Here is an 18192-nt window from a genome sequence, read left to right as displayed (position 1 = left end):
GCATTAAGGCCGGCTCCATTCCCTTTTTTCTTAGTTCACTTCTTCCAATCCCTTCATTTTTAAAAGAAAGCCCAGACCTATTACCGCCATGATGATCAATGAGCCCAATGCCATCCTGCTCGCCAATGTACCGAGGTCATGGAATACCAACGTTATCGTTCCATATAAAAGCGGGCCGATTATTGAAGAGACTTTTCCTGAGAATGCAAATAGTCCAAAAAATTGCCCCCTCTTCTCATCCGGGGTCAATTCAATGATATATGTCCGTGATGTCACCCACATCGAACCTAGCGAAATGCCGAACATACTCCCTGCAACCCAGAACCATAGAGCGGTTTGTGCAAAGACCGCTATAAATAAAGCAACCAAAAGCAGAACTCCCACATATGTCACAGCTAGCCGCGGCCCCTTCGACTGTGTGATGTATCCAAACAGAAACGATCCGGCAATACTCGATACTGTCGAAACCAAGTAAAGCAAAATGAATCCGCTTGAGGAAAATCCAACAACAGTCTTGGCATATACGGCCATCATGCCGATAGTGGTCGCAATTGCATCATTTAAAAAGAAATAAGCAATCATGAATGTAAAAACCAATCGATAGGATTGCATCTCTTTAAATGTGGATTTAATTTCCTTATAACCGGATAAAAAAGGTTGTTTCGCTTTTTGCTGTTTTGGTGACTCTTTTAAAAAAAAGAACAATGGAAGGGAAAAAACCAGAAATAAAATGGCCGTGGGAATAAAGGCTTCATGTGAACTCCCTTTACTTATGAATGGATAGATTGACAGGCCCACTAACGTTCCAAGGTAGCCTACCGCCACGCCAAATCCTGATATAAGCGGCAATTGCTGTTTCGTGCCTAAATCACTCATCATCGTATCATAGAAAACAAGACTCGAATGATAGAAAAACTTTGCTATCACAAATAAAAGAATGACGATCGCTAAGGAAGTTGGAATGCCAAGAAGCTTCCCATCGAACGGCGCCCCTCCAAATACCCCCATTAAAAATGTACATACAACAGAAATGAGTGTGAAAATCATAATGTATTTTTTCATTTTTCCCGTTCGATCGATCATGACACCGAACAGCGGGGAAAACAAAACTAGAAACAAGCTGGCAATCGCATTTGCGTAGGAGATGAAGGTACTGGCAATCTGATCAAGAACGGCATTTTCCCCAATCTGTTCCTGGAGGAAGAATGGAAAGAAAATCGTATTGATATTAGAAGAAAAAATCGTATTGGCAAAATCGTAAAACGCCCAAGACAGAATGGGCAGGGAAAAATATAAACCAAAATTCCCCCTCCATTTTTTAGACTTCGGTTTCACCTGCAATTCCATCTGCTTTCCCCCCTTATTAATACTTAAATTATATGTATTCCATACCTTTCCAATAAATCCTTTAAGTCGGGATTAACATTGTGTAAAACATGATTTTTCCCTGCCTAACATGTAAAATTATGAAAGGAGGCTGTCCTGAGAACTTCTTTATATTCTTTTTAAAGAATATTTAAGAATTTTAATTAATGTGCCTAATAGGAGTGTGAAAGATGATTGAATTTTTTCTTATTATCTTGGTAACCATACTTGTCCTGTTCGCCATCTATTCTAATCGAACAAAGGGTGTTTTCCCTGAGGACTTCAAAATGCAGCATTCCCCTCTTAAAATTGGACATCGCGGTGCATCTGGATATTGCCCCGAGAATACAATGGCATCTTATAATAAAGCTATTGAATTGGGAGCTGATTTCCTGGAAGTGGATATCCATCTTAGTAAAGATGATGTACTTGTGGTTCATCATGACCCAACTCTGGATCGAACCACGAACGGCAAAGGGAACATCCGTGATTACACGGCTGCCGAATTAAAGGAACTGGATGCAGGAAGCTGGTATCATTCCCGTTATAAAAACGAAAGGATTCCTTTACTAAGTGAGGTATTGGAGAGTTTCGGGTCTGAAGTCGGAATCTTAATCGAATTAAAACATCCATCTGCTTATCCCGGCATTGAACAGAAACTTGCAGAGGAATTAGGAAAATTCCAGGAATATTCAACAAGTGAAAATAGGATAATGGTTCATTCGTTCGATATGGAATCCATGAAAAGGTTTCATCAATTAATGCCGGACATACAAGTGGGCGTTTTGATAAAACGGCGAATTAATGACCAAAAGTTAAAGGAGATTGCCGAGTTTGCATCATTTTTGAATCCAAAGCAAACGATTTTGAGTACGAAACTGCAAATGCGAATCCAAAAGCACGGGATGAAAGTATATACATGGACCGTCAACAATAAAAAACAAATCCGCATGTTCAAAAAGATGCAGTTAGATGGGATCATTTCTGATTTTCCTGATTATTTTTTTGATTGAATCTTTGAATGAATCCGACTTCTTTAATAACCTTACACTTGATTTCAGAAATCCGCTCCCTTTCCGCCCGCTGTCTGTCAAGCCTCATCAAAGCAAGCATCTAGGGGGTCTCAACTTGCCAGTTATTCGGCAGGAGTCTCGCAGATTTCTTCAATCTAATAAGGGTTACAGTAAAAAACATTAAGGATAATCTAGTCTCGTTTTATAATCATGGTTCGGGGTGAGACCATTCCGAACCTCCTTCTTAAAAAAACATCCCCGTTGTTTTCAGCCGGAGCACTTTTTTCGGCCGTCCACGCATTTTTTCGACCGTTCTCGCATTTTTTCGACGCACTTTATTCGACCGTTCACCAATTAGTTCGACTAGACCGTACTTTTTTCGCCCCCCTTTTGTCCACAACTGAACAATCCGCTAATGCGGATTGTTATTTTAATAACAATGAAAGAATTGTATCTCATGCGCGTCCGTTCCATAATAGGCCCATCGCTGTTGACTTCGTCTCCATCGATAACCTGCCACGGAATTATAGCCGACATATGTGGGGTAAAACCAAAATGAGCGGCCATTTTTAAGCCATACATACGTATGTTTGTATAAACACCCTTTCATTGAACCAGTGTCCATTGCCTTAGACATTCCATCGTGAAGTTGTGGAGTGAATAATGGCGGAGCTATATGAGGCGGGCCTCCTCCGTGCGGCGGCCGCGGCGGCGGCTGGTCCCCGTAGGACGGCCAGGCGGGCCAGGAGGAGTCCTTACATCCATTATCTGATTTTCATATGGCACTGCCAAGAAATCATTATCCATGTTTCGGAGATGTGCATTTTGATATATATTTTCAGTACCGTTATTGTGATTTTGTTGATCGAATGAATTGTATGGTTTCATACTTTTTCACCTCATAATTAACTTCCTTTTATCCGTATGTAGACGAACGACCATGTGTGCATCTTCATTCCGAATTACTGTCTCGACTCTGGGGTTCTACCGAATCTTTAATCGGAAAATAATGCATCAGAAAATATTCCCTGTTTATTTTTTGAAAAAATCCCTATATTTTTTAGCTTTCTTGCACTAGAATTTGATATAGTGTTCTTAATGATTTAAACTCAATAAGGTCAAAAGTCATTTCAGGCCCTGAATCATTTTTGGAGGCCAAATTTTCTTATCTTAGAAAAAACGAGGGATTCCTATGTGGGAATTATTATTAGAATTCGATTATCAGACCGTTCGCCATGCGGTATGGGCAGGTTACTTATTTACCTTTGTCTTTCCACTGGCTGCGTTTTACTTCTTAAATAAAAAGCAATCGCTCTTGAACGACAAATATCAAGCTTCCGTTCATACAGATAAAAGTAAATCCCCTGTTCATGCGGGCAGCATTTTTGACTGGCGCGGTGCACAGCGCTTCTTCACATTTATCCGGCAAAAGGATTCACCAGATGATTCCGATGAGCCAAGCCTCCTTCTCGTTGTTTAACCACTAACAATTTGAGGAGGAAATTATATTGAAGAAGAAAAACATGTTTCTAATTGCCGTACTATTTCTGGCAACGACCCTATTGACAGGATGCTCAGCAGCAACGAGCGGTCCATTTCATACCGCTTTGGTTAACCCGATGACAAAAATGCTAGAGTTTAATGCTGATTTATTTAATGGCAACTATGGTTTAAGCATCATCATGATGACATTTTTGATTCGCCTTGTCTTGCTTCCACTGACTGCCAAGCAATATAAAACACAGCTTAGCATGAAAACGAAGATGAATGGGCTGAAACCGGAAATGACTGCAATCCAGCAGAAAATCAAAGAGACGAAAGATCCAGCTAAACAAAAGGCCCTTCAACAGGAAATGATGCAGCTTTACCAAAAGCATGGAGTCAATCCTTTAAACATGGGCTGTTTGCCGCTCTTAATTCAAATGCCGATTCTAATGGGCTTTTATTATGCGATCCAAGGCTCCCATGAAATTGCGACCCATAGTTTCCTTTGGTACAGCCTTGGTCAGCCGAATATTGCCATGGCGATTATTGCTGGTGTCATTTATTACTTCCAATCGGTCATTTCCATGAGGCAAATGCCGGAGGAACAGCAGAAACAAATGAAGATGATGAGCCTGCTCTCACCAGCAATGATTTTATTCATTTCTTTCTCCGCTCCTGCTGCTTTGCCGTTATATTGGTCAATCGGAGGTATATTCATGATTGTTCAGTCCATTGTGCTTCAGCGAATATATAAAAAAGACCATGCCGTTGTTCCGGCTGCAAATGAAACGGTTATGAAAAAAAGCTAATCCAATTGGATTAGCTTTTTTTTCATACAGTGAAATTTTCGCGAGTAATTGCTAGCCTTGATGGAAAGTGGATTTTCAGGGCGAAATTCACTATTTTATTTCTTCGGCAATGGATTTGTTGAAACCTTTTCGAAAAACTTCTCTACATATTCAAAATCCGTGTAAAAGAACAATAATAGGTCACCCGGTTGTGATGTTTCCCAGGCTTTTACGAATGCGTCCAATTCATTAGGTTCGATTAAGGTCCGATCTTTTTGTAACCCTGCTTCTACGGCAGCTTCCTGAAGCAGCCTGGCTACTTCGAAAGGCTCCCTGCCCCGCAAATCATCGTCTTCTTTAATGATGAACAGATCAGAATTCATGGCCGCCGCCTTGGAGAGCCTGATAAGCTCTTCATCAATACGGTCCCCAGGTCCTGCCAAAACAGTGATAAGCCGATTTTTGTTATAAGCACTGACCGTTTCGAATATTGCCTTTAATCCTGCTTCATTATGGGCATAGTCGATGATGATCGTGCGCTCTTTCAACTTTTTTAAATTGAAACGTCCTTTTGACAAATTCATATCAGGCATAAATGTGGCAGCCTTCCTTCGTAGTTCTTCCATGGAAATTCCTTGAGTTTCGGCTGCAGCTAACGCCTGAAGTAAATTGGCGATATTATGACGTGCCATGCCGGAAATCGTTATTGGAATCTTGGTGCAATCCATAAATTGATGGATGACACCATCAGATGAATGACAGATTACACCTTGTTCATTGACGTACCAAACTTTACATCCGCCATTTATCGCAGCCTTAACGTGAGGCTGGGTGGCATCAGTAGAGGTGTAAATGACCTCTCCATCTGTATAAGCGTTCATGGCAGCTACATTCGGATCATCTGCATTCAGCACACAATAGCCTGTTTTCATTACGACTTCGGCTACCAGCCTCTTTAATTTAATGAGATCATCCAAAGTATCGATTCCATCACGGCCGAGGTGATCCTCACTTACATTGGTAATGATCCCCACATCACATTTACGAAAAGCAAGACCTTCACGCAGAATCCCTCCTCTGGCCGTTTCCAATACGGCTACATCAACTTCAGGATGGGCCAATACCATTCTTGCACTGACCGGACCACTGCAGTCACCTTGATCCAAAACCTCATCGCCGATATATACTCCATCAGAATTCGTCATACCCACCTTTGTATTTTCATTAGAAAGAAAATAATGAACCAATCGGGTCGTTGTCGTCTTTCCATTTGTTCCGGTCACTGCGATGATCGGTATAGCTGCCTCTTCCCGAGTCGGAAATAAATAATCGACAATGGCCTTGCCTACATCCCTTTTTTTCCCTTCGCTCGGATAATGATGCATTCGAATTCCCGGTGCAGCATTCACTTCAATAATCGCAGTCCGTGTATGTTCGATTGGTTTTGATATATCCTCACAGATAAAATCGATTCCGGCTATATCCAAACCAATCGCTTTCGCGGCAGCAACCGACATATTCTTAATGGTGGGATGAACCTGATCCGTTACATCGATTGCCTTTCCACCAGTTGAAAGATTTGCATTGCCGACAACTTGAACCAATTCCCCTTGATTCGGAATGGTCTCGAGCGTCCGATTCGATTTTTCCAAGTAACAGGTCACGGTATGTGTAAGTGGGATTTTTGACATCGGCTTCTCATGTCCTTCTCCCCGCAAATCATTACAATTTTCCTTTTCTATCAATTTACGTATCGATTCCTTACCGTTGCCAATAACATAGGGAGGAAGCCTCAAACTAGCGGCTATAAGTTCACCGTTGACTATCAGTAACCGATAATCATGTCCTTCAATATGCCGTTCGACTATGTACTTCTCCACATGCGACTCCAAACAATTGATTACATTGAATAGTTCATCCTTATTTTTGATATGGGTGATGACACCCTGCCCCTGCCTTCCATTATACGGTTTAATGACCAGCGGAAAACCCAGCCTGTCCGCCGAGGCAAAGATATCTTCGATGGAATGGGCAACTTCCCCTTCAGGTACAGGGAGGCCACACCCTCTTAAAATTGATTTGGTCAATGATTTGTCACAAGAATTCTCAACGGCAATATTCGAAGTCTGGCTGGAAATTGTCGCCTGGACATACTTCTGCCTTGTACCGGTTCCTAAACGCAGTAAGCTTTCATCACCCATTCGCTCGACAGGGATACCTTTTGCTTGTGCTGCCTTAAAAATGGCTTCGGTACTTGGCCCCAGTTTATTTTTATAATATAACTGCTCTATTTGTTTTACATAAGATTGTACATTTATATGCTTTTCACCATTCAGGATGGCTTCCGCTATATCTTTTGCTGCTAAAAAAGCTTGAAGACCTGAGTGAGGCTCCTGATAGTCAAAGGTCACATAATAAAAACCCTTCTTTTCCATCATTATCGTTTTTCCACGAATGGCTTCGATTCCGGCCAAGTTTTGAAGCTCAATCGTCATATGCTCCAATATATGTCCCATCCATGTTCCTTTTCTCAGCCTTTCGGCGAAACCGCCTCGATACCCTTTTGAACATGTATGGCTTCCCAAGTTCGGGAGCGCTTTTAACAATTTTTCATTGAATCCAGGTATTGAGTCAGATGGTTTCTGTTCCAGTTCCCCTATATCCAATTCAATGCAAATCGTCGGTGTATAAGCAAAATAATTAGGTCCTTTTAAATAACGGACTCGATTGATTATCATTGTTGGATCCCCTTTTTCATCAACAATTTCCTTTTAAGCAGGTCAAAACGGTATCCCCTGGTTAGTGCATGAAGGTTAAATCCCGAAAGAGTCAACTCTTCACTGCCATTATCAGAAGTTGTGATATTGATATAATCACTGGTGCTGCCATCAAGAACCAATACTTGATGTTGGCCAACTACTTCAAAAAGACCGTCTTTAACTAAAATTGCTGTATTTTCATCAATGCCAATACCCATAATTTCCTTTTTCCCTGCTATCGCACTTAACAGGCGGTCAAAGCGGCCACGCTGGGAAAAATGTTGATCGATTATCAAACCGTCAAGGAAGCCGAAGCCTACCCCAATCTCAACCTTTAACTTATTGTCATTCAGCATCGTGTCAGCAGCAATGATCATATGCTTACCTAAAATGGAAGCGCCAGCACTTGTCCCTGCTATCACCATTCCTTTATGCCAGGCTTTAGAAAGGGCATCGTGGAATTTGGTTTTTCCAATCAGCTCAAACAATCGGCTTTGGTTTCCCCCTGAAATGAAGATGGCGGAAAAAGACGTCAGCTGTTCACAAATTGCCGGGTCATCTGCATCCTGCCTTGAATCCAGCTTGATCACTTCCACCCTGCCCACGCCTAAATCCCTGAAAATCTTGATATACTCTGTACTCACTTCCTCAGGAATTTCACTCGCTGTAGGCAATATTCCTATTCCGCCATCACTATTACGGGTTGCAAGCTCGACAAATTTATTTAATACTTCACCTTCAAGGCACTTATCCTCTGCCCCGCCAATGATAAGTAATTCACCACAATTCATTCATCATACTCACCTTTACAAATGGATTAACATCATGAAATTGCTCAAAATAGAACACATAATGACTAGTATGGCAACTTCTATCAATCTTCATTCATAAAAATGGCAAACTGCAGAATTTTGTTTAACTTAATGAAAAGAGAGGAAAAGTAATAGAGTAAAAAAAATAAAAGGAGTGTGCAAAAATGAGCCAAAACCAAATAAAAGAAAAAGTATTGAACATCATCCGTGATCATAAAATAGGAGTTTTATCTTCAGTTGAAAACAACAAACCACATTCACGCTATATGACATTCTTTAACGATGATTTAACTTTATACACACCAACAAGTGGAAAGACGGAAAAAATTGATGAAATTGAAAAGAATCCTAATGTTCATATCCTGATCGGCTATGATAATAAAGGATTGGGCGATTCTTACCTGGAAATCTCAGGTACCTCGAAAATAAACGATTCGCAGGAACTGAAGGATAAATTATGGAATGAATCTTTTGAAGATTGGTTCGAAGGTCCGAAAGATCCGAATTATTTAATCCTGCAAATTAAGCCGGAAAGCATCCGGTTGCTGAACAACAACGGTGAACCTCCACAAGAATTATCATTGTAAATCTTTATTTTTTGTACTTACGCCAATTCACGAGTATTACGCTCAAACTCACGAGAAAATGGCCCAAACTCACGAGTAAAACACCAAAACTCACGAGTATTTGATCGAAATTCACGAGTATTATGCCAAATCACGAGTAAATGACCGAAATTCACGTGCATTTCACTAAAAACACAGTACTATAATAAAAATATCGCTAAAAAACAGTTAAAAGCCCGCACATGAGTGCGGGCTTTTTTCACGATTATACCAACTCTGACTGGATATAGTGCAAAATCAGATTGGCTGTATGCTTTAATGAAGAGACATGTGTCCGCTCGAAGGCATGTGAAGCATCGATCCCCGGTCCGATCAGACCATGTACGACATCATATCCTGCCCGGATTGCAGCGGAAGCGTCCGATCCATAATATGGATAAATATCGACGCGGTAGTCGACGGCATTTGCTTGGGCAAGTGAGACTAAATGCTGACGCAGTTTATAATGATATGGACCTGAGGAGTCTTTTGCGCAAATGGATACGCTGAATTCATCCGTCGATTGTCCATCACCGATCGCGCCCATATCGACTGCTAGATATTCGACTGTTTTCTCAGGGATATTGGAATTTCCGCCATAGCCGATTTCTTCATTGTTGGAAATCAGGAAATGGGTCGTATATGCCAATTTTATTTTTCCTGCGGAAATGAGGTCTATGATATGAAGGAGGATGCCAACGCTAGCTTTATCATCCAAATGCCTTGATTTCAAAAAGCCTGTATCCGTCACTTCCACTCTCGGTTCAAAGGAGACAAAATCTCCAACAGAAATGCCAATGGCCTTGGTTTCCGCTTTAGTTTTCACGACAGCATCTATCCTGACCTCTATTGTCTCATCATCCCGCTTGGCATCACCGGCATTTTTATATACGTGGACAGAGGTCTGATTGATTAAAATGGTCCCGGTGATAATGGCTCCGTCAGCTGTATGGATTTTACAATACTCCCCTTCCACTGAGTTCCAGCGGAAACCGCCGATCATCGTCAATTTAAGGCGGCCATTCGCCTTGATTTCCTTTACCATGGCCCCCAGAGTATCGACATGGGCAGTCAGCAAACGATGTTTGCCATCATTTTCGCCTTTTAATGAAGCAAGCAATGCCCCTTTATTCGTGATCTTGTAAGGAACCTTCCTCTGCTCCATGAAATCAGCCGTGTATTTAATGGCTTGCTCTGTATAGCCGGAGGGGCTGGGTATGGACACCAATTCTTTTATGTAAGATACAATTTCTTTTTCTTCGATCACACTCATGCGTATCATCTCTCCTTTCCTCTTGCTTCATTATATCTTTTCATGGCAACTTTTAACATATTTAAAGACCGCCAAAAGGCGGTCCTTTAATCGATTAACTCATAAAAGCCAGGACAGGCAACATGGCCATAACTAATGTTGAAATTCCATATAACGCTAAATTCTCCATATTCACTTTTCTTTTCCACTTATCGCGCCATACTTTGTATCTGTCCATATCTTCGTTCCTCATAAAAAACCTCCTTCATGATGAAAGTTCAACTTACTTCAACTGTCTTTGTTTGTTGGACATTTCCTTCATATATTCCAAGAAGGCAATTCTCTTTTCGTCTGGATAGGCTACAATGTCTGCAATGATTTCCTCTTCAAGAGGTTTCAGTAAACGGCCAACCGATTCAGTAAACAATATTTCTAACTCTCTCTTTGTTTCATTAGGATTTCTCACTTCCATCAATATCACCCTTCCAATTACTTACTATTATCTATATAACCTTTATCCACTTCATTGAAACGCAAAAAAATCGGCCGCCTATATAGGCAGCCGATAGTCATCAATTAAATTATTTCGTTACACCGACATTATGCCACTGATATTGGCGGCCTGCGAGATAATCATAACCTGTAACGCGTTCATTTACTCCAGCCAATTGATAACGGAATAATGTCGGAATGACCGGAACCTCTTCATGGATCAATTCCTGCCACTCATTATACGTATCGATTCGATATTGATCATCGAAGGCTTCCTCTGAAATCCCTTTAGCAAGTAGCTCATCATTTTTTTCATTCACCCAGCGGGTATAATTAAATTCTGCAGATCTGGACCATATTCCTGATGGATCCGGATCGGAAGCGACACCCCATGCAGCTGAATAAACATCAACTTCGTCATTATCCTTTTTCAGCAGGTCATAGAATGAATTGAATTCATGCAGTCTTCCATCCTGCAATTCGACGTCCAAACCTACTTGTTCCCATTGCTGGATATAATACTTCGCTAGTGGCTCAGAAACATCGGAACCGCTCATGGAAGCAAAGTTGATCTTGAACTCTTTTCCATCCGCATCTTCACGAATGCCATCGTTATTCGTATCTACAAATCCTGCTTCATCCAAAAGTTTTTTAGCTTTTTCAGGATTATATTCATATGGTTTTACATCTTTATTGTTATATTTAAAGTTCGGTGTAATGACAGAGTTGGCAGGGAAGCGAAGGCCCTTGAACATCTTTTCGCCAACTTCTTCATTATTGATGGCATATGCCATTGCCTGGCGAAGGCGTTTGTCACCGAATTTCGGATTCTCATCCATAACATTTTCTTCTTTTTCCTTATCATAATGGCCGAAGTTAAAGCCAATATAGGAATAAGCCAATTCAACTTTCCCCAATAATTCGACATTATCCAATTCCTTGGCCTGATCATATTGCTCAGCCAGGACCTCCGCTACATCGAGGTCACCATTTTCAAGTGACTTGACGACAACAGACGGATTCACGACTTTTAATGTGACACTGTCCAATTTAGGTTCACCGCGGTAATAATCTTTATTCGCTTCGAATTCGACCGCTTCCCCTTGAACGATTTTCTTCACTTTGAATGGTCCAAAACCAATCGGATTTTTACGGATTTTATCCGAAGATTCCAAATCTGCAATCGGAACATCTTTTAAGTATTCTTTATGAAGCGGGTATGTCCATAATCCAGTCGTGACGGAAGGATTCGCTTTTTTGAAAGTGAAAGTGATTTTCTTGCCGTCGACTTTTATGCCTGAAATCTTGTCCGCTTTCCCTTCATGATACTCCTCCATACCCTCGATTAAAGCCATTTGTTCATCATAGCGTACACCTTTATAATCTTTGCTTCCCATGACAAGGTATGCATATTCTAAATCAGCACCTGTCACAGATTTTCCATCATGCCATTTCACATTATCCTTAATCGTCAGCGTAACCGTTTTATGATCATCCGAAATCTCATAGGAAGCGGCACCTTCATTGGTATATACATAGTTTTCGTCTGTATCCAATAAATCTTCATCAAAGAATGTGATAACTTGGTTATCGGGTTCGCCTTGATAGAAAACTTTGTTTAATATCCCTTCAAACGGGGTATCGGAAACCAAACCATATGTCAAATGGCCGCCTTTAATCGGCTCTCCTTGATTTGTCGTCTTTGTCGGGAATTTAGAGGTATCGACCTGTTCGACATCTTTCCCTTTTTTCTCTTTCGTTGACGATTTCTCCGTATCATTCGAACATGCAGCAAGCAGTAGAGACGAAATGGCCAATGCACTTAATACCTTACTGTAGCTTTTGATTTTCATATCATACACTCCCCTTTTTTATGCTCTTCTTTGTCTTGCATCGGCTGCGCGTTTTAACGCTTGACCAACGAAATTTATACTCAGCATCAACACTAAAATCATGAGTGATGCGGGTACCCATATCCACCACTTGTTTTCCAGAACATCTGGATTACGAGCATAACTGATGAGCGTACCTAAACTCGGTGTGCTCTCCGGAAGACCGAACCCTAAGAAAGTCAAACTGGATTCTAGGCCAATATTGCCAGCAAGGTTCAAAATGAAGTTAACGATGATCAGTGAACTGACATTGGGCAGAAGCTGAAACAGGATGATTTTCCAATGTGGCGTTCCGAGTGTCTGTGAAGCGTGGATATAATCCAGCTCACGCTCTGACAAAGCCTTTGAACGAATCAGCCGGGCCTTACCTGTCCATAAAAACATCGTCATGATTAAAATGAAAACATATACATTGAAGATCGGTACAATCGTGACTACAACGATGATGAACATCAATTGCGGCAGGGCAATCACGAAATCGATAATGCGCATGATCACATTATCGGTTGCCCCGCCGAAGTAGCCAGCCAGAAGCCCTAATGATAAACCGATGATAGCAGTGAATAATGTTATGAATAAACTGATCGTGAATGAATTTCTGGTACCCACTATCAATTGTGCAAATACATCCCGGCCGCCATAATCGGTTCCAAGCCAATAGTCTGAAGATGGTTCCATATAAATGGAGAGAAAATCGACCTTGGCTATTTCCTTGGCGTCCATGAAGAGCGACGCACCGTAAACAAAAATCAATATGGCTGCTAATATAATCAATGAGCCCATGGCAAGCTTATCCTTTTTGATTTCCTGCCAGATGATTTTGATTCCTGAAGGGCTCACATCTTTCACTTGTATGTTCTTTCCGGTTTCTACTTTCATTTCCATACGACTCACCCCGCTCCTATTCTATCCGTATACGCGGATCGACCGCACTAAGTATGATGTCCGAAAGAAGAGTGCCAAGCAGAGTGGCAAATCCCGTCATCATGACGATGGCCGTGACAACGCTGAAATCCCGCAGACTGACTGAACTAAGGAAAAGCTGCCCCAGACCCGGATAACTGAAAATGGTCTCGATTATGACCGCGCCGCCAATCAATCCAGTAATTTCATAACCTAAGAATGCTGCTATCGGTAAAAAGGAATTTCTCAGGATATGCCGTGAATATACTTTTGATTCAGGCACTCCCTTCGAACGCGCTGTCCTTACGAAATCCTTGATTTTATTATCGATGATTTCATTTCGCAAATATTGGATCGTACTTGTTGTTGCAATTAAAGCTGTACTTAAAGCTGGTAAAATCAAATGATTGATCTTGCTTACAACATAGGCGAATGTTCCTTCATCCACCTTTGAATCGACACTGCCGCCAGACGGGAACCAATCCAGGGCAAATCCGAAAACGAATAACATGATTAAAGCAAAAATGAAAATCGGCGTGCCAAATCCTACATAGCTATAACCCGTAACGGTTTTATCCACCCAGGTATCGTTATACCTTCCGCTAAGTATGCCTAATGGAATCGCAAGCATATATGTAAAGATCAGCGTGACCAACGCCAGGAACACCGTGTTCCAAAGCCTGTCTTCGATAACATCCATGACGGGCGTCTTATGTGTATAGGAAATACCGAAATCCCCCTGTACTGCATTGGATGCCCACCTTATATATTGTTGGTACCAAGGGTCATTCAAACCGAGTTCTTCCCTGATCCTATCAAGCTCGGCCGGGTTGGCCCTAGGATTGATTTCCTGACCTGACAGTGCATCTCCCGGCATTGCTTTTGCCATCATGAAAACGATGATGCTCAATAAAAAGAGCTGCGGGATCATAACTAATAAACGCCTTAGGATAAACTTCCACATATTCCTTCCACCTCCTTATTGTAATGCGACTCTATGTGTCGATGAGATTGGCTTCAAATCGTAGGCACGTCCATTCTCATCGAAATATTTTGAGTAGGTAGACTCATATTCCGAGGTGAGTTTTTTTCTAAGCTGCACTTTATCTTCGCGAACTTCCGGCTCTAAATCCGGAATGGCGGCAATCAGGCGCTTCGTGTATATATGTTGCGGATTTTCATAGATTTCCTCGCTTTTGCCTTCCTCTACCAATCTACCGCGATACATAACGCCCATCCGGTCACACATATGCCGGATTACACCTAAGTCATGACCGACAAATAAATAAGTCAAATTGAACTCCTGTTGGAGATCCTGAAGGAAATTCAATACCTGTGCCTGAACGGAAACATCCAGTGCTGACACTGGTTCATCCGCAATGATCAGTTTAGGTTTCAATGTCAAAGACCTGGCAATCCCAATCCGCTGGCGCTGTCCCCCTGAAAATTCATGAGGATACTTGTGAATCGACTCCGGACTGAGTCCGACTTTGTCCAAGAAGTCCTGGACGATTTTCTTTTCCTCTGAAGGTGATAACCGTTCGAAGTTCCTCAGCGGTTCGGCAATGATGTCAAGTACCCTCTTCTTGGGATTCAATGATGAATACGGGTCTTGGAAAATCATTTGGATATCTTTTCTAAATGGTTTAATTTCTTTTCTACTTAAAGATGCTAAATCCCTGCCTTCAAACAGGATTTGTCCGGATGTGACATCATTCAGCTTGACCACTGCCTTGCCTGTCGTGGACTTGCCGCTTCCGGATTCCCCGACCAAACCATATGTTTCCCCTTGCTGCAACTCAAAGGAAACGCCGTCCACGGCCTTTACGTGATCAACGACCCTTCTGAAAAAACCGCCCCTTATTGGAAAATGCACTTTCAGATTATCTAATTTGAGTAATGTCATGGGCCGATGCATCTCCTTCAGCTTGAAAATAAAATTCTTTATAGCACGTACAGCGCACAAAATGATCGTTGCCCACTTCGTGAAGCCGGGGTGTCTCTTCATGCGCATGCTTAGGTATCCAAGGAATCCTATTTTGGAAGCGACATCCTTTCCGATCCATTTTCGCTATCGATGGAACGATTCCCTCAATAACGTGCAAACGGTTTTTCTCGTGTGCAGCCGAAGGAATCGAATTTAATAACGACCTCGTATAGGGATGCAGCGGATTGTTGAATATCTCTTTAACACTTCCCGTTTCCACTACCTGACCTGCATACATGACAACGATCCTGTCAGCGACCTCTGCTACGACGCTCAGATCATGTGTAATTAAGATGATCCCCATTTTTGTCCTGCTTTGGATATCCTTCAGTAGATCAAGTATTTGTGCTTGAATCGTAACATCCAGTGCCGTCGTGGGTTCATCGGCAATGACCAGTGCAGGGTTGCAAGCAATGGCAATCGATATCATTGCCCTTTGCCGCATTCCGCCCGAGAGCTCATGCGGATATTGCTTGTACGTCCGTTCAGGATATGGAATTCCCACTTGTGTCAAAAGTTCGATCGTCCTGTTCTTTTTTTCAGCACTGGAGAGTTCAGTATGGTAATCAAGATTCTCCTCGATCTGTTTTCCTATGGTCATGAGCGGGTTCAAAGCCGTTAATGGTTCCTGGAATATCATACCCAATTCCTTACCACGGACTTTATTCATTTGCACATCATTCAACTTTAGTAGATTTTGACCTTTATAATTGATATTTCCTTCGGATTTCGTTCTCTGCTTATTATGTAATTGCATGATAGATAAGGCCAAGGCACTCTTTCCACAACCTGATTCTCCAACAACTGCTACAATTTCATTTTCATTCACCGTAAACGAAACATCATCCACCGCTGCATGATATTTGTTACCGATTCGGAATGAGGTAGTTAGGTTCTCTATTTGTAAAATAGCTTTCTTCATCCTTGCTCCCCCTAAACTATTTTATCGGGAAAATAATTAATCTTCTGATAATTAGTTAAAATTTTAATCAATTTTTTACATTTATACAATAGTTTTTATAGAAAATAATCACATTTTTTTCAAATTTTATAACTTTAGGAATAATTTTCTGCAATAAAAAATCGTTTCCTTTATAACTGTTATACAGTAAAGTTTTGAAGTCCGATTAAATATATAGAATCAATAATTTTGAATTTATTATTTCAAGATAGCTTTTTTAAAGTTTATGCCCATTTATTGAACTTGTCGTTTTACGTACCGCGGAATGGTTCTGATTGAAGTATTTTAATATTTCAGAAAAATTAGCATATTTGTAAGAATATCATAGAAAAGGTAATTACTTCATATATATTTCAATACTTTTAAAAAAACACCAAATTTTCATGAAATGCAATGAAACCTTTTTAAAACAGATTCGTAGAAAACGGTAGAAAATAAATGATGAGGTGATTGAATGTATTCACAAACTGTACAAACATATATGCCGTCCGTCATGCGGACGTTCGCTTTATCACTTGCCGTTTCCGTTTTAGGGATGGCTCTCGGCACTCTTGTACCGCCATCGTTGTTTCTTCCCTTGGCGATACTTGAGATCGCCATGTTGATTGGAGCATTCATATTGCGGAGGAAAAAAGCCATCGGCTACACATTTTTGTATAGTTTCACGTTGATTTCTGGAATTACGACCTATCCGATCATCGCACACTACCTAGCTGCTGCAGGGGCAAATGTGGTGATCCTGGCAGGTGTTACGACGACAGTCGTATTTGGAGGACTGGCAATTTATGCCACAACCACCAAAAGGGACCTTTCTTTCTTGGGAGGAATGTTATTTGCGGCCTTGCTAGCTTTAGTGGTCATTAGCATTTTCAACATTTTCTCTCCATTAAGCTCTACAGCCATGCTGGTCTTTTCCTTTATCGGGATTTTAGTTTTCAGTGGTTATATTTTATATGATTTCAATCGAATGAAGCATTACGGGGTAACAGCCGAAGAAGTACCGCTCATGGCCTTGAATCTATATCTTGATTTCATTAACCTATTCATTAACATCTTGCGCTTCTTTGGGATTTTAGCAAGCGATGACTAAAGTGCTAATAGTATCAAACCTAGCAAGATAACATAAGAAAGACGCTTGGACTTATCCAAGCGTCTTTTCACATTTCTTTCCCATACAGTTAAGGTAAGATGTGAGTACTGATTTCCCCAAAACTCCTGGCAATGAATAAAAGACCAAATCACAATGAATTTGGTCTCAATCATTAATAAGAACGGCAGAAGGGATGCGTATCTTATTTATATAATCCTGGATTTGATTGATCGGTCCATGGCAGTTTCACTCCGAAAGTACTTGCAATGAACTGTGTATCTTCCCTTCGTTTTTTCCTTATTTGGGCCCGTTGTTTTGCTGATTCATTTAAATTCATTTCCATCTCTGTTTCAGGAACCAAACGCGGAACCGGAATTGGTTTACCTTCTTCATTAATGGCAACAAATGTCAAGAAGGAAATGACGCATAAATTCCGGGCTCCTGTAACTAAATCCTCTGCAACCACTTTTACTATGATTTCCATTGATGTTCTGCCCGTATACGTCACGAAGCTTTCAAGGCAAACTGCATTTCCTTCGTGAATAGGGTGCAGGAAATCGACAGAATCAGTTGATGCAGTAACGACGTTGCTTCGCGCATGACGCATGGCTGATATAGCCGCTACATCATCAATGTATGCCATTAATTTGCCTCCGAACATCGTACCAATATTATTTGTATCCGGCGGGAGGACAAGGCTTGTTTTTATGACCAAAGAGTCCCGGCAATTTTTTGTTTCTTCCATGGTGACTGCACTCCTTTATGTCTGATTTCTCACTAGTCCACTT

The 18192-nt window shown here is 41.2% G+C and carries 18 protein-coding genes; 5 read left to right on the top strand and 13 right to left on the bottom strand.

The annotated features are described in order from the left end of the window. Positions 1-30: 30 nt before the first annotated feature. A complete protein-coding gene (locus V3595_RS11265) occupies positions 31-1347 on the bottom strand; it encodes an MFS transporter (RefSeq protein ID WP_485907267.1) in 1317 nt (438 codons plus the stop codon). A 209-nt stretch (positions 1348-1556) separates the two neighbouring features. On the opposite strand from V3595_RS11265, the gene V3595_RS11260 reads away from it, so the two are divergent. Next, on the top strand, positions 1557-2378 hold the full coding sequence (locus tag V3595_RS11260) for a glycerophosphodiester phosphodiesterase (RefSeq protein WP_485907266.1): 822 nt from the start codon (positions 1557-1559) through the stop codon (positions 2376-2378). A 672-nt stretch (positions 2379-3050) separates the two neighbouring features. On the opposite strand, the gene V3595_RS11255 is transcribed toward V3595_RS11260, so the two are convergent. Further along, positions 3051-3266, bottom strand: coding sequence for a hypothetical protein (locus V3595_RS11255; protein ID WP_485907264.1), 216 nt, complete (start codon positions 3264-3266; stop codon positions 3051-3053). A gap of 304 nt (positions 3267-3570) precedes the next feature. Between V3595_RS11255 and V3595_RS11250 the strand changes: the two genes are divergently transcribed. Both V3595_RS11250 and yidC read left to right on the top strand, forming a co-directional pair. After that, positions 3571-3858 carry a hypothetical protein gene (locus V3595_RS11250; RefSeq protein WP_048687259.1) on the top strand — a complete coding sequence of 96 codons (288 nt, stop codon included), beginning with the start codon at positions 3571-3573 and terminating at the stop codon, positions 3856-3858. A 28-nt stretch (positions 3859-3886) separates the two neighbouring features. After that, the gene (gene yidC / locus V3595_RS11245) at positions 3887-4672 is read left to right on the top strand and encodes a membrane protein insertase YidC (protein WP_232782986.1); all 786 of its coding nucleotides are present in this window, start codon (positions 3887-3889) and stop codon (positions 4670-4672) included. Positions 4673-4767: 95 nt separating this feature from the next. On the opposite strand, the gene cphA is transcribed toward yidC, so the two are convergent. Next, positions 4768-7389 carry a cyanophycin synthetase gene (gene cphA, locus V3595_RS11240; protein ID WP_485907262.1) on the bottom strand — a complete coding sequence of 874 codons (2622 nt, stop codon included), beginning with the start codon at positions 7387-7389 and terminating at the stop codon, positions 4768-4770. Beyond that, positions 7386-8201, bottom strand: coding sequence for a cyanophycinase (locus tag V3595_RS11235; protein ID WP_485907260.1), 816 nt, complete (start codon positions 8199-8201; stop codon positions 7386-7388). The genes cphA and V3595_RS11235 overlap by 4 nt, the downstream gene beginning before the upstream one ends. Positions 8202-8386: 185 nt before the next feature. Here V3595_RS11235 and V3595_RS11230 point away from each other — a divergent pair, with 185 nt between their 5' ends. Then, positions 8387-8809 (top strand): pyridoxamine 5'-phosphate oxidase family protein, encoded by a 423-nt coding sequence (locus V3595_RS11230; protein ID WP_485907258.1) that lies wholly within the window; start codon positions 8387-8389, stop codon positions 8807-8809. Between the two features lie 244 nt (positions 8810-9053). On the opposite strand, the gene V3595_RS11225 is transcribed toward V3595_RS11230, so the two are convergent. From V3595_RS11225 to V3595_RS11190, 8 genes are all read right to left on the bottom strand, one after another. Then, positions 9054-10100: a M42 family metallopeptidase gene (locus V3595_RS11225; RefSeq protein ID WP_485907256.1), complete on the bottom strand. Its 1047-nt coding sequence runs from the start codon at positions 10098-10100 to the stop codon at positions 9054-9056. Between the two features lie 94 nt (positions 10101-10194). Continuing rightward, positions 10195-10332 carry a hypothetical protein gene (locus V3595_RS11220; RefSeq protein ID WP_241590503.1) on the bottom strand — a complete coding sequence of 46 codons (138 nt, stop codon included), beginning with the start codon at positions 10330-10332 and terminating at the stop codon, positions 10195-10197. A 30-nt stretch (positions 10333-10362) separates the two neighbouring features. Continuing rightward, positions 10363-10551: a hypothetical protein gene (locus V3595_RS11215; protein ID WP_034314269.1), complete on the bottom strand. Its 189-nt coding sequence runs from the start codon at positions 10549-10551 to the stop codon at positions 10363-10365. A gap of 109 nt (positions 10552-10660) precedes the next feature. Next, complete coding sequence (gene opp4A / locus V3595_RS11210; RefSeq protein ID WP_485907254.1) at positions 10661-12424, bottom strand: oligopeptide ABC transporter substrate-binding protein; 1764 nt, start codon at positions 12422-12424, stop codon at positions 10661-10663. Positions 12425-12442: 18 nt separating this feature from the next. Further along, positions 12443-13342: an ABC transporter permease gene (locus V3595_RS11205; protein WP_485907585.1), complete on the bottom strand. Its 900-nt coding sequence runs from the start codon at positions 13340-13342 to the stop codon at positions 12443-12445. Positions 13343-13364: 22 nt separating this feature from the next. Continuing rightward, positions 13365-14330 (bottom strand): oligopeptide ABC transporter permease, encoded by a 966-nt coding sequence (gene opp4B, locus V3595_RS11200; protein WP_137018948.1) that lies wholly within the window; start codon positions 14328-14330, stop codon positions 13365-13367. 15 nt (positions 14331-14345) lie between these two features. Next, on the bottom strand, positions 14346-15272 hold the full coding sequence (locus V3595_RS11195; RefSeq protein ID WP_137018949.1) for an ABC transporter ATP-binding protein: 927 nt from the start codon (positions 15270-15272) through the stop codon (positions 14346-14348). Further along, entirely contained in the window at positions 15250-16275 is a 1026-nt protein-coding gene (locus tag V3595_RS11190; RefSeq protein WP_485907252.1) for an ABC transporter ATP-binding protein, read from the bottom strand. The genes V3595_RS11195 and V3595_RS11190 overlap by 23 nt, the downstream gene beginning before the upstream one ends. 493 nt (positions 16276-16768) lie before the next feature. Between V3595_RS11190 and V3595_RS11185 the strand changes: the two genes are divergently transcribed. Continuing rightward, entirely contained in the window at positions 16769-17404 is a 636-nt protein-coding gene (locus tag V3595_RS11185) for a Bax inhibitor-1/YccA family protein (RefSeq protein ID WP_101224033.1), read from the top strand. A gap of 202 nt (positions 17405-17606) precedes the next feature. On the opposite strand, the gene V3595_RS11180 is transcribed toward V3595_RS11185, so the two are convergent. Then, positions 17607-18149, bottom strand: coding sequence for an acyl-CoA thioesterase (locus V3595_RS11180; RefSeq protein ID WP_101224034.1), 543 nt, complete (start codon positions 18147-18149; stop codon positions 17607-17609). Positions 18150-18192: the final 43 nt, after the last annotated feature.

This window comes from Bacillus sp. CFBP9009 (genome assembly GCF_036541465.1).
Taxonomy (GTDB): Bacteria; Bacillota; Bacilli; order Bacillales; family DSM-1321; genus Peribacillus.
This window is presented reverse-complemented; position numbering and strand designations above follow the sequence as displayed.

Excerpts from the sequence above, each read along its gene's own strand:
- V3595_RS11255 (WP_485907264.1), bottom strand. The coding sequence starts at position 3,266 with ATGAAACCATACAATTCATTCGATCAACAAAATCACAATAACGGTACT.
- V3595_RS11230 (WP_485907258.1), top strand. The coding sequence starts at position 8,387 with ATGAGCCAAAACCAAATAAAAGAAAAAGTATTGAACATCATCCGTGAT.
- V3595_RS11190 (WP_485907252.1), bottom strand. The coding sequence starts at position 16,275 with ATGAAGAAAGCTATTTTACAAATAGAGAACCTAACTACCTCATTCCGA.
- V3595_RS11250 (WP_048687259.1), top strand. The coding sequence starts at position 3,571 with ATGTGGGAATTATTATTAGAATTCGATTATCAGACCGTTCGCCATGCG.
- V3595_RS11235 (WP_485907260.1), bottom strand. The coding sequence starts at position 8,201 with ATGAATTGTGGTGAATTACTTATCATTGGCGGGGCAGAGGATAAGTGC.
- cphA (WP_485907262.1), bottom strand. The coding sequence starts at position 7,389 with ATGATAATCAATCGAGTCCGTTATTTAAAAGGACCTAATTATTTTGCT.
- opp4A (WP_485907254.1), bottom strand. The coding sequence starts at position 12,424 with ATGAAAATCAAAAGCTACAGTAAGGTATTAAGTGCATTGGCCATTTCG.
- V3595_RS11185 (WP_101224033.1), top strand. The coding sequence starts at position 16,769 with ATGTATTCACAAACTGTACAAACATATATGCCGTCCGTCATGCGGACG.
- V3595_RS11205 (WP_485907585.1), bottom strand. The coding sequence starts at position 13,342 with ATGAAAGTAGAAACCGGAAAGAACATACAAGTGAAAGATGTGAGCCCT.
- V3595_RS11225 (WP_485907256.1), bottom strand. The coding sequence starts at position 10,100 with ATGAGTGTGATCGAAGAAAAAGAAATTGTATCTTACATAAAAGAATTG.
- opp4B (WP_137018948.1), bottom strand. The coding sequence starts at position 14,330 with ATGTGGAAGTTTATCCTAAGGCGTTTATTAGTTATGATCCCGCAGCTC.
- V3595_RS11195 (WP_137018949.1), bottom strand. The coding sequence starts at position 15,272 with ATGACATTACTCAAATTAGATAATCTGAAAGTGCATTTTCCAATAAGG.
- V3595_RS11215 (WP_034314269.1), bottom strand. The coding sequence starts at position 10,551 with ATGGAAGTGAGAAATCCTAATGAAACAAAGAGAGAGTTAGAAATATTG.
- V3595_RS11265 (WP_485907267.1), bottom strand. The coding sequence starts at position 1,347 with ATGGAATTGCAGGTGAAACCGAAGTCTAAAAAATGGAGGGGGAATTTT.
- V3595_RS11220 (WP_241590503.1), bottom strand. The coding sequence starts at position 10,332 with ATGAGGAACGAAGATATGGACAGATACAAAGTATGGCGCGATAAGTGG.
- V3595_RS11180 (WP_101224034.1), bottom strand. The coding sequence starts at position 18,149 with ATGGAAGAAACAAAAAATTGCCGGGACTCTTTGGTCATAAAAACAAGC.
- V3595_RS11260 (WP_485907266.1), top strand. The coding sequence starts at position 1,557 with ATGATTGAATTTTTTCTTATTATCTTGGTAACCATACTTGTCCTGTTC.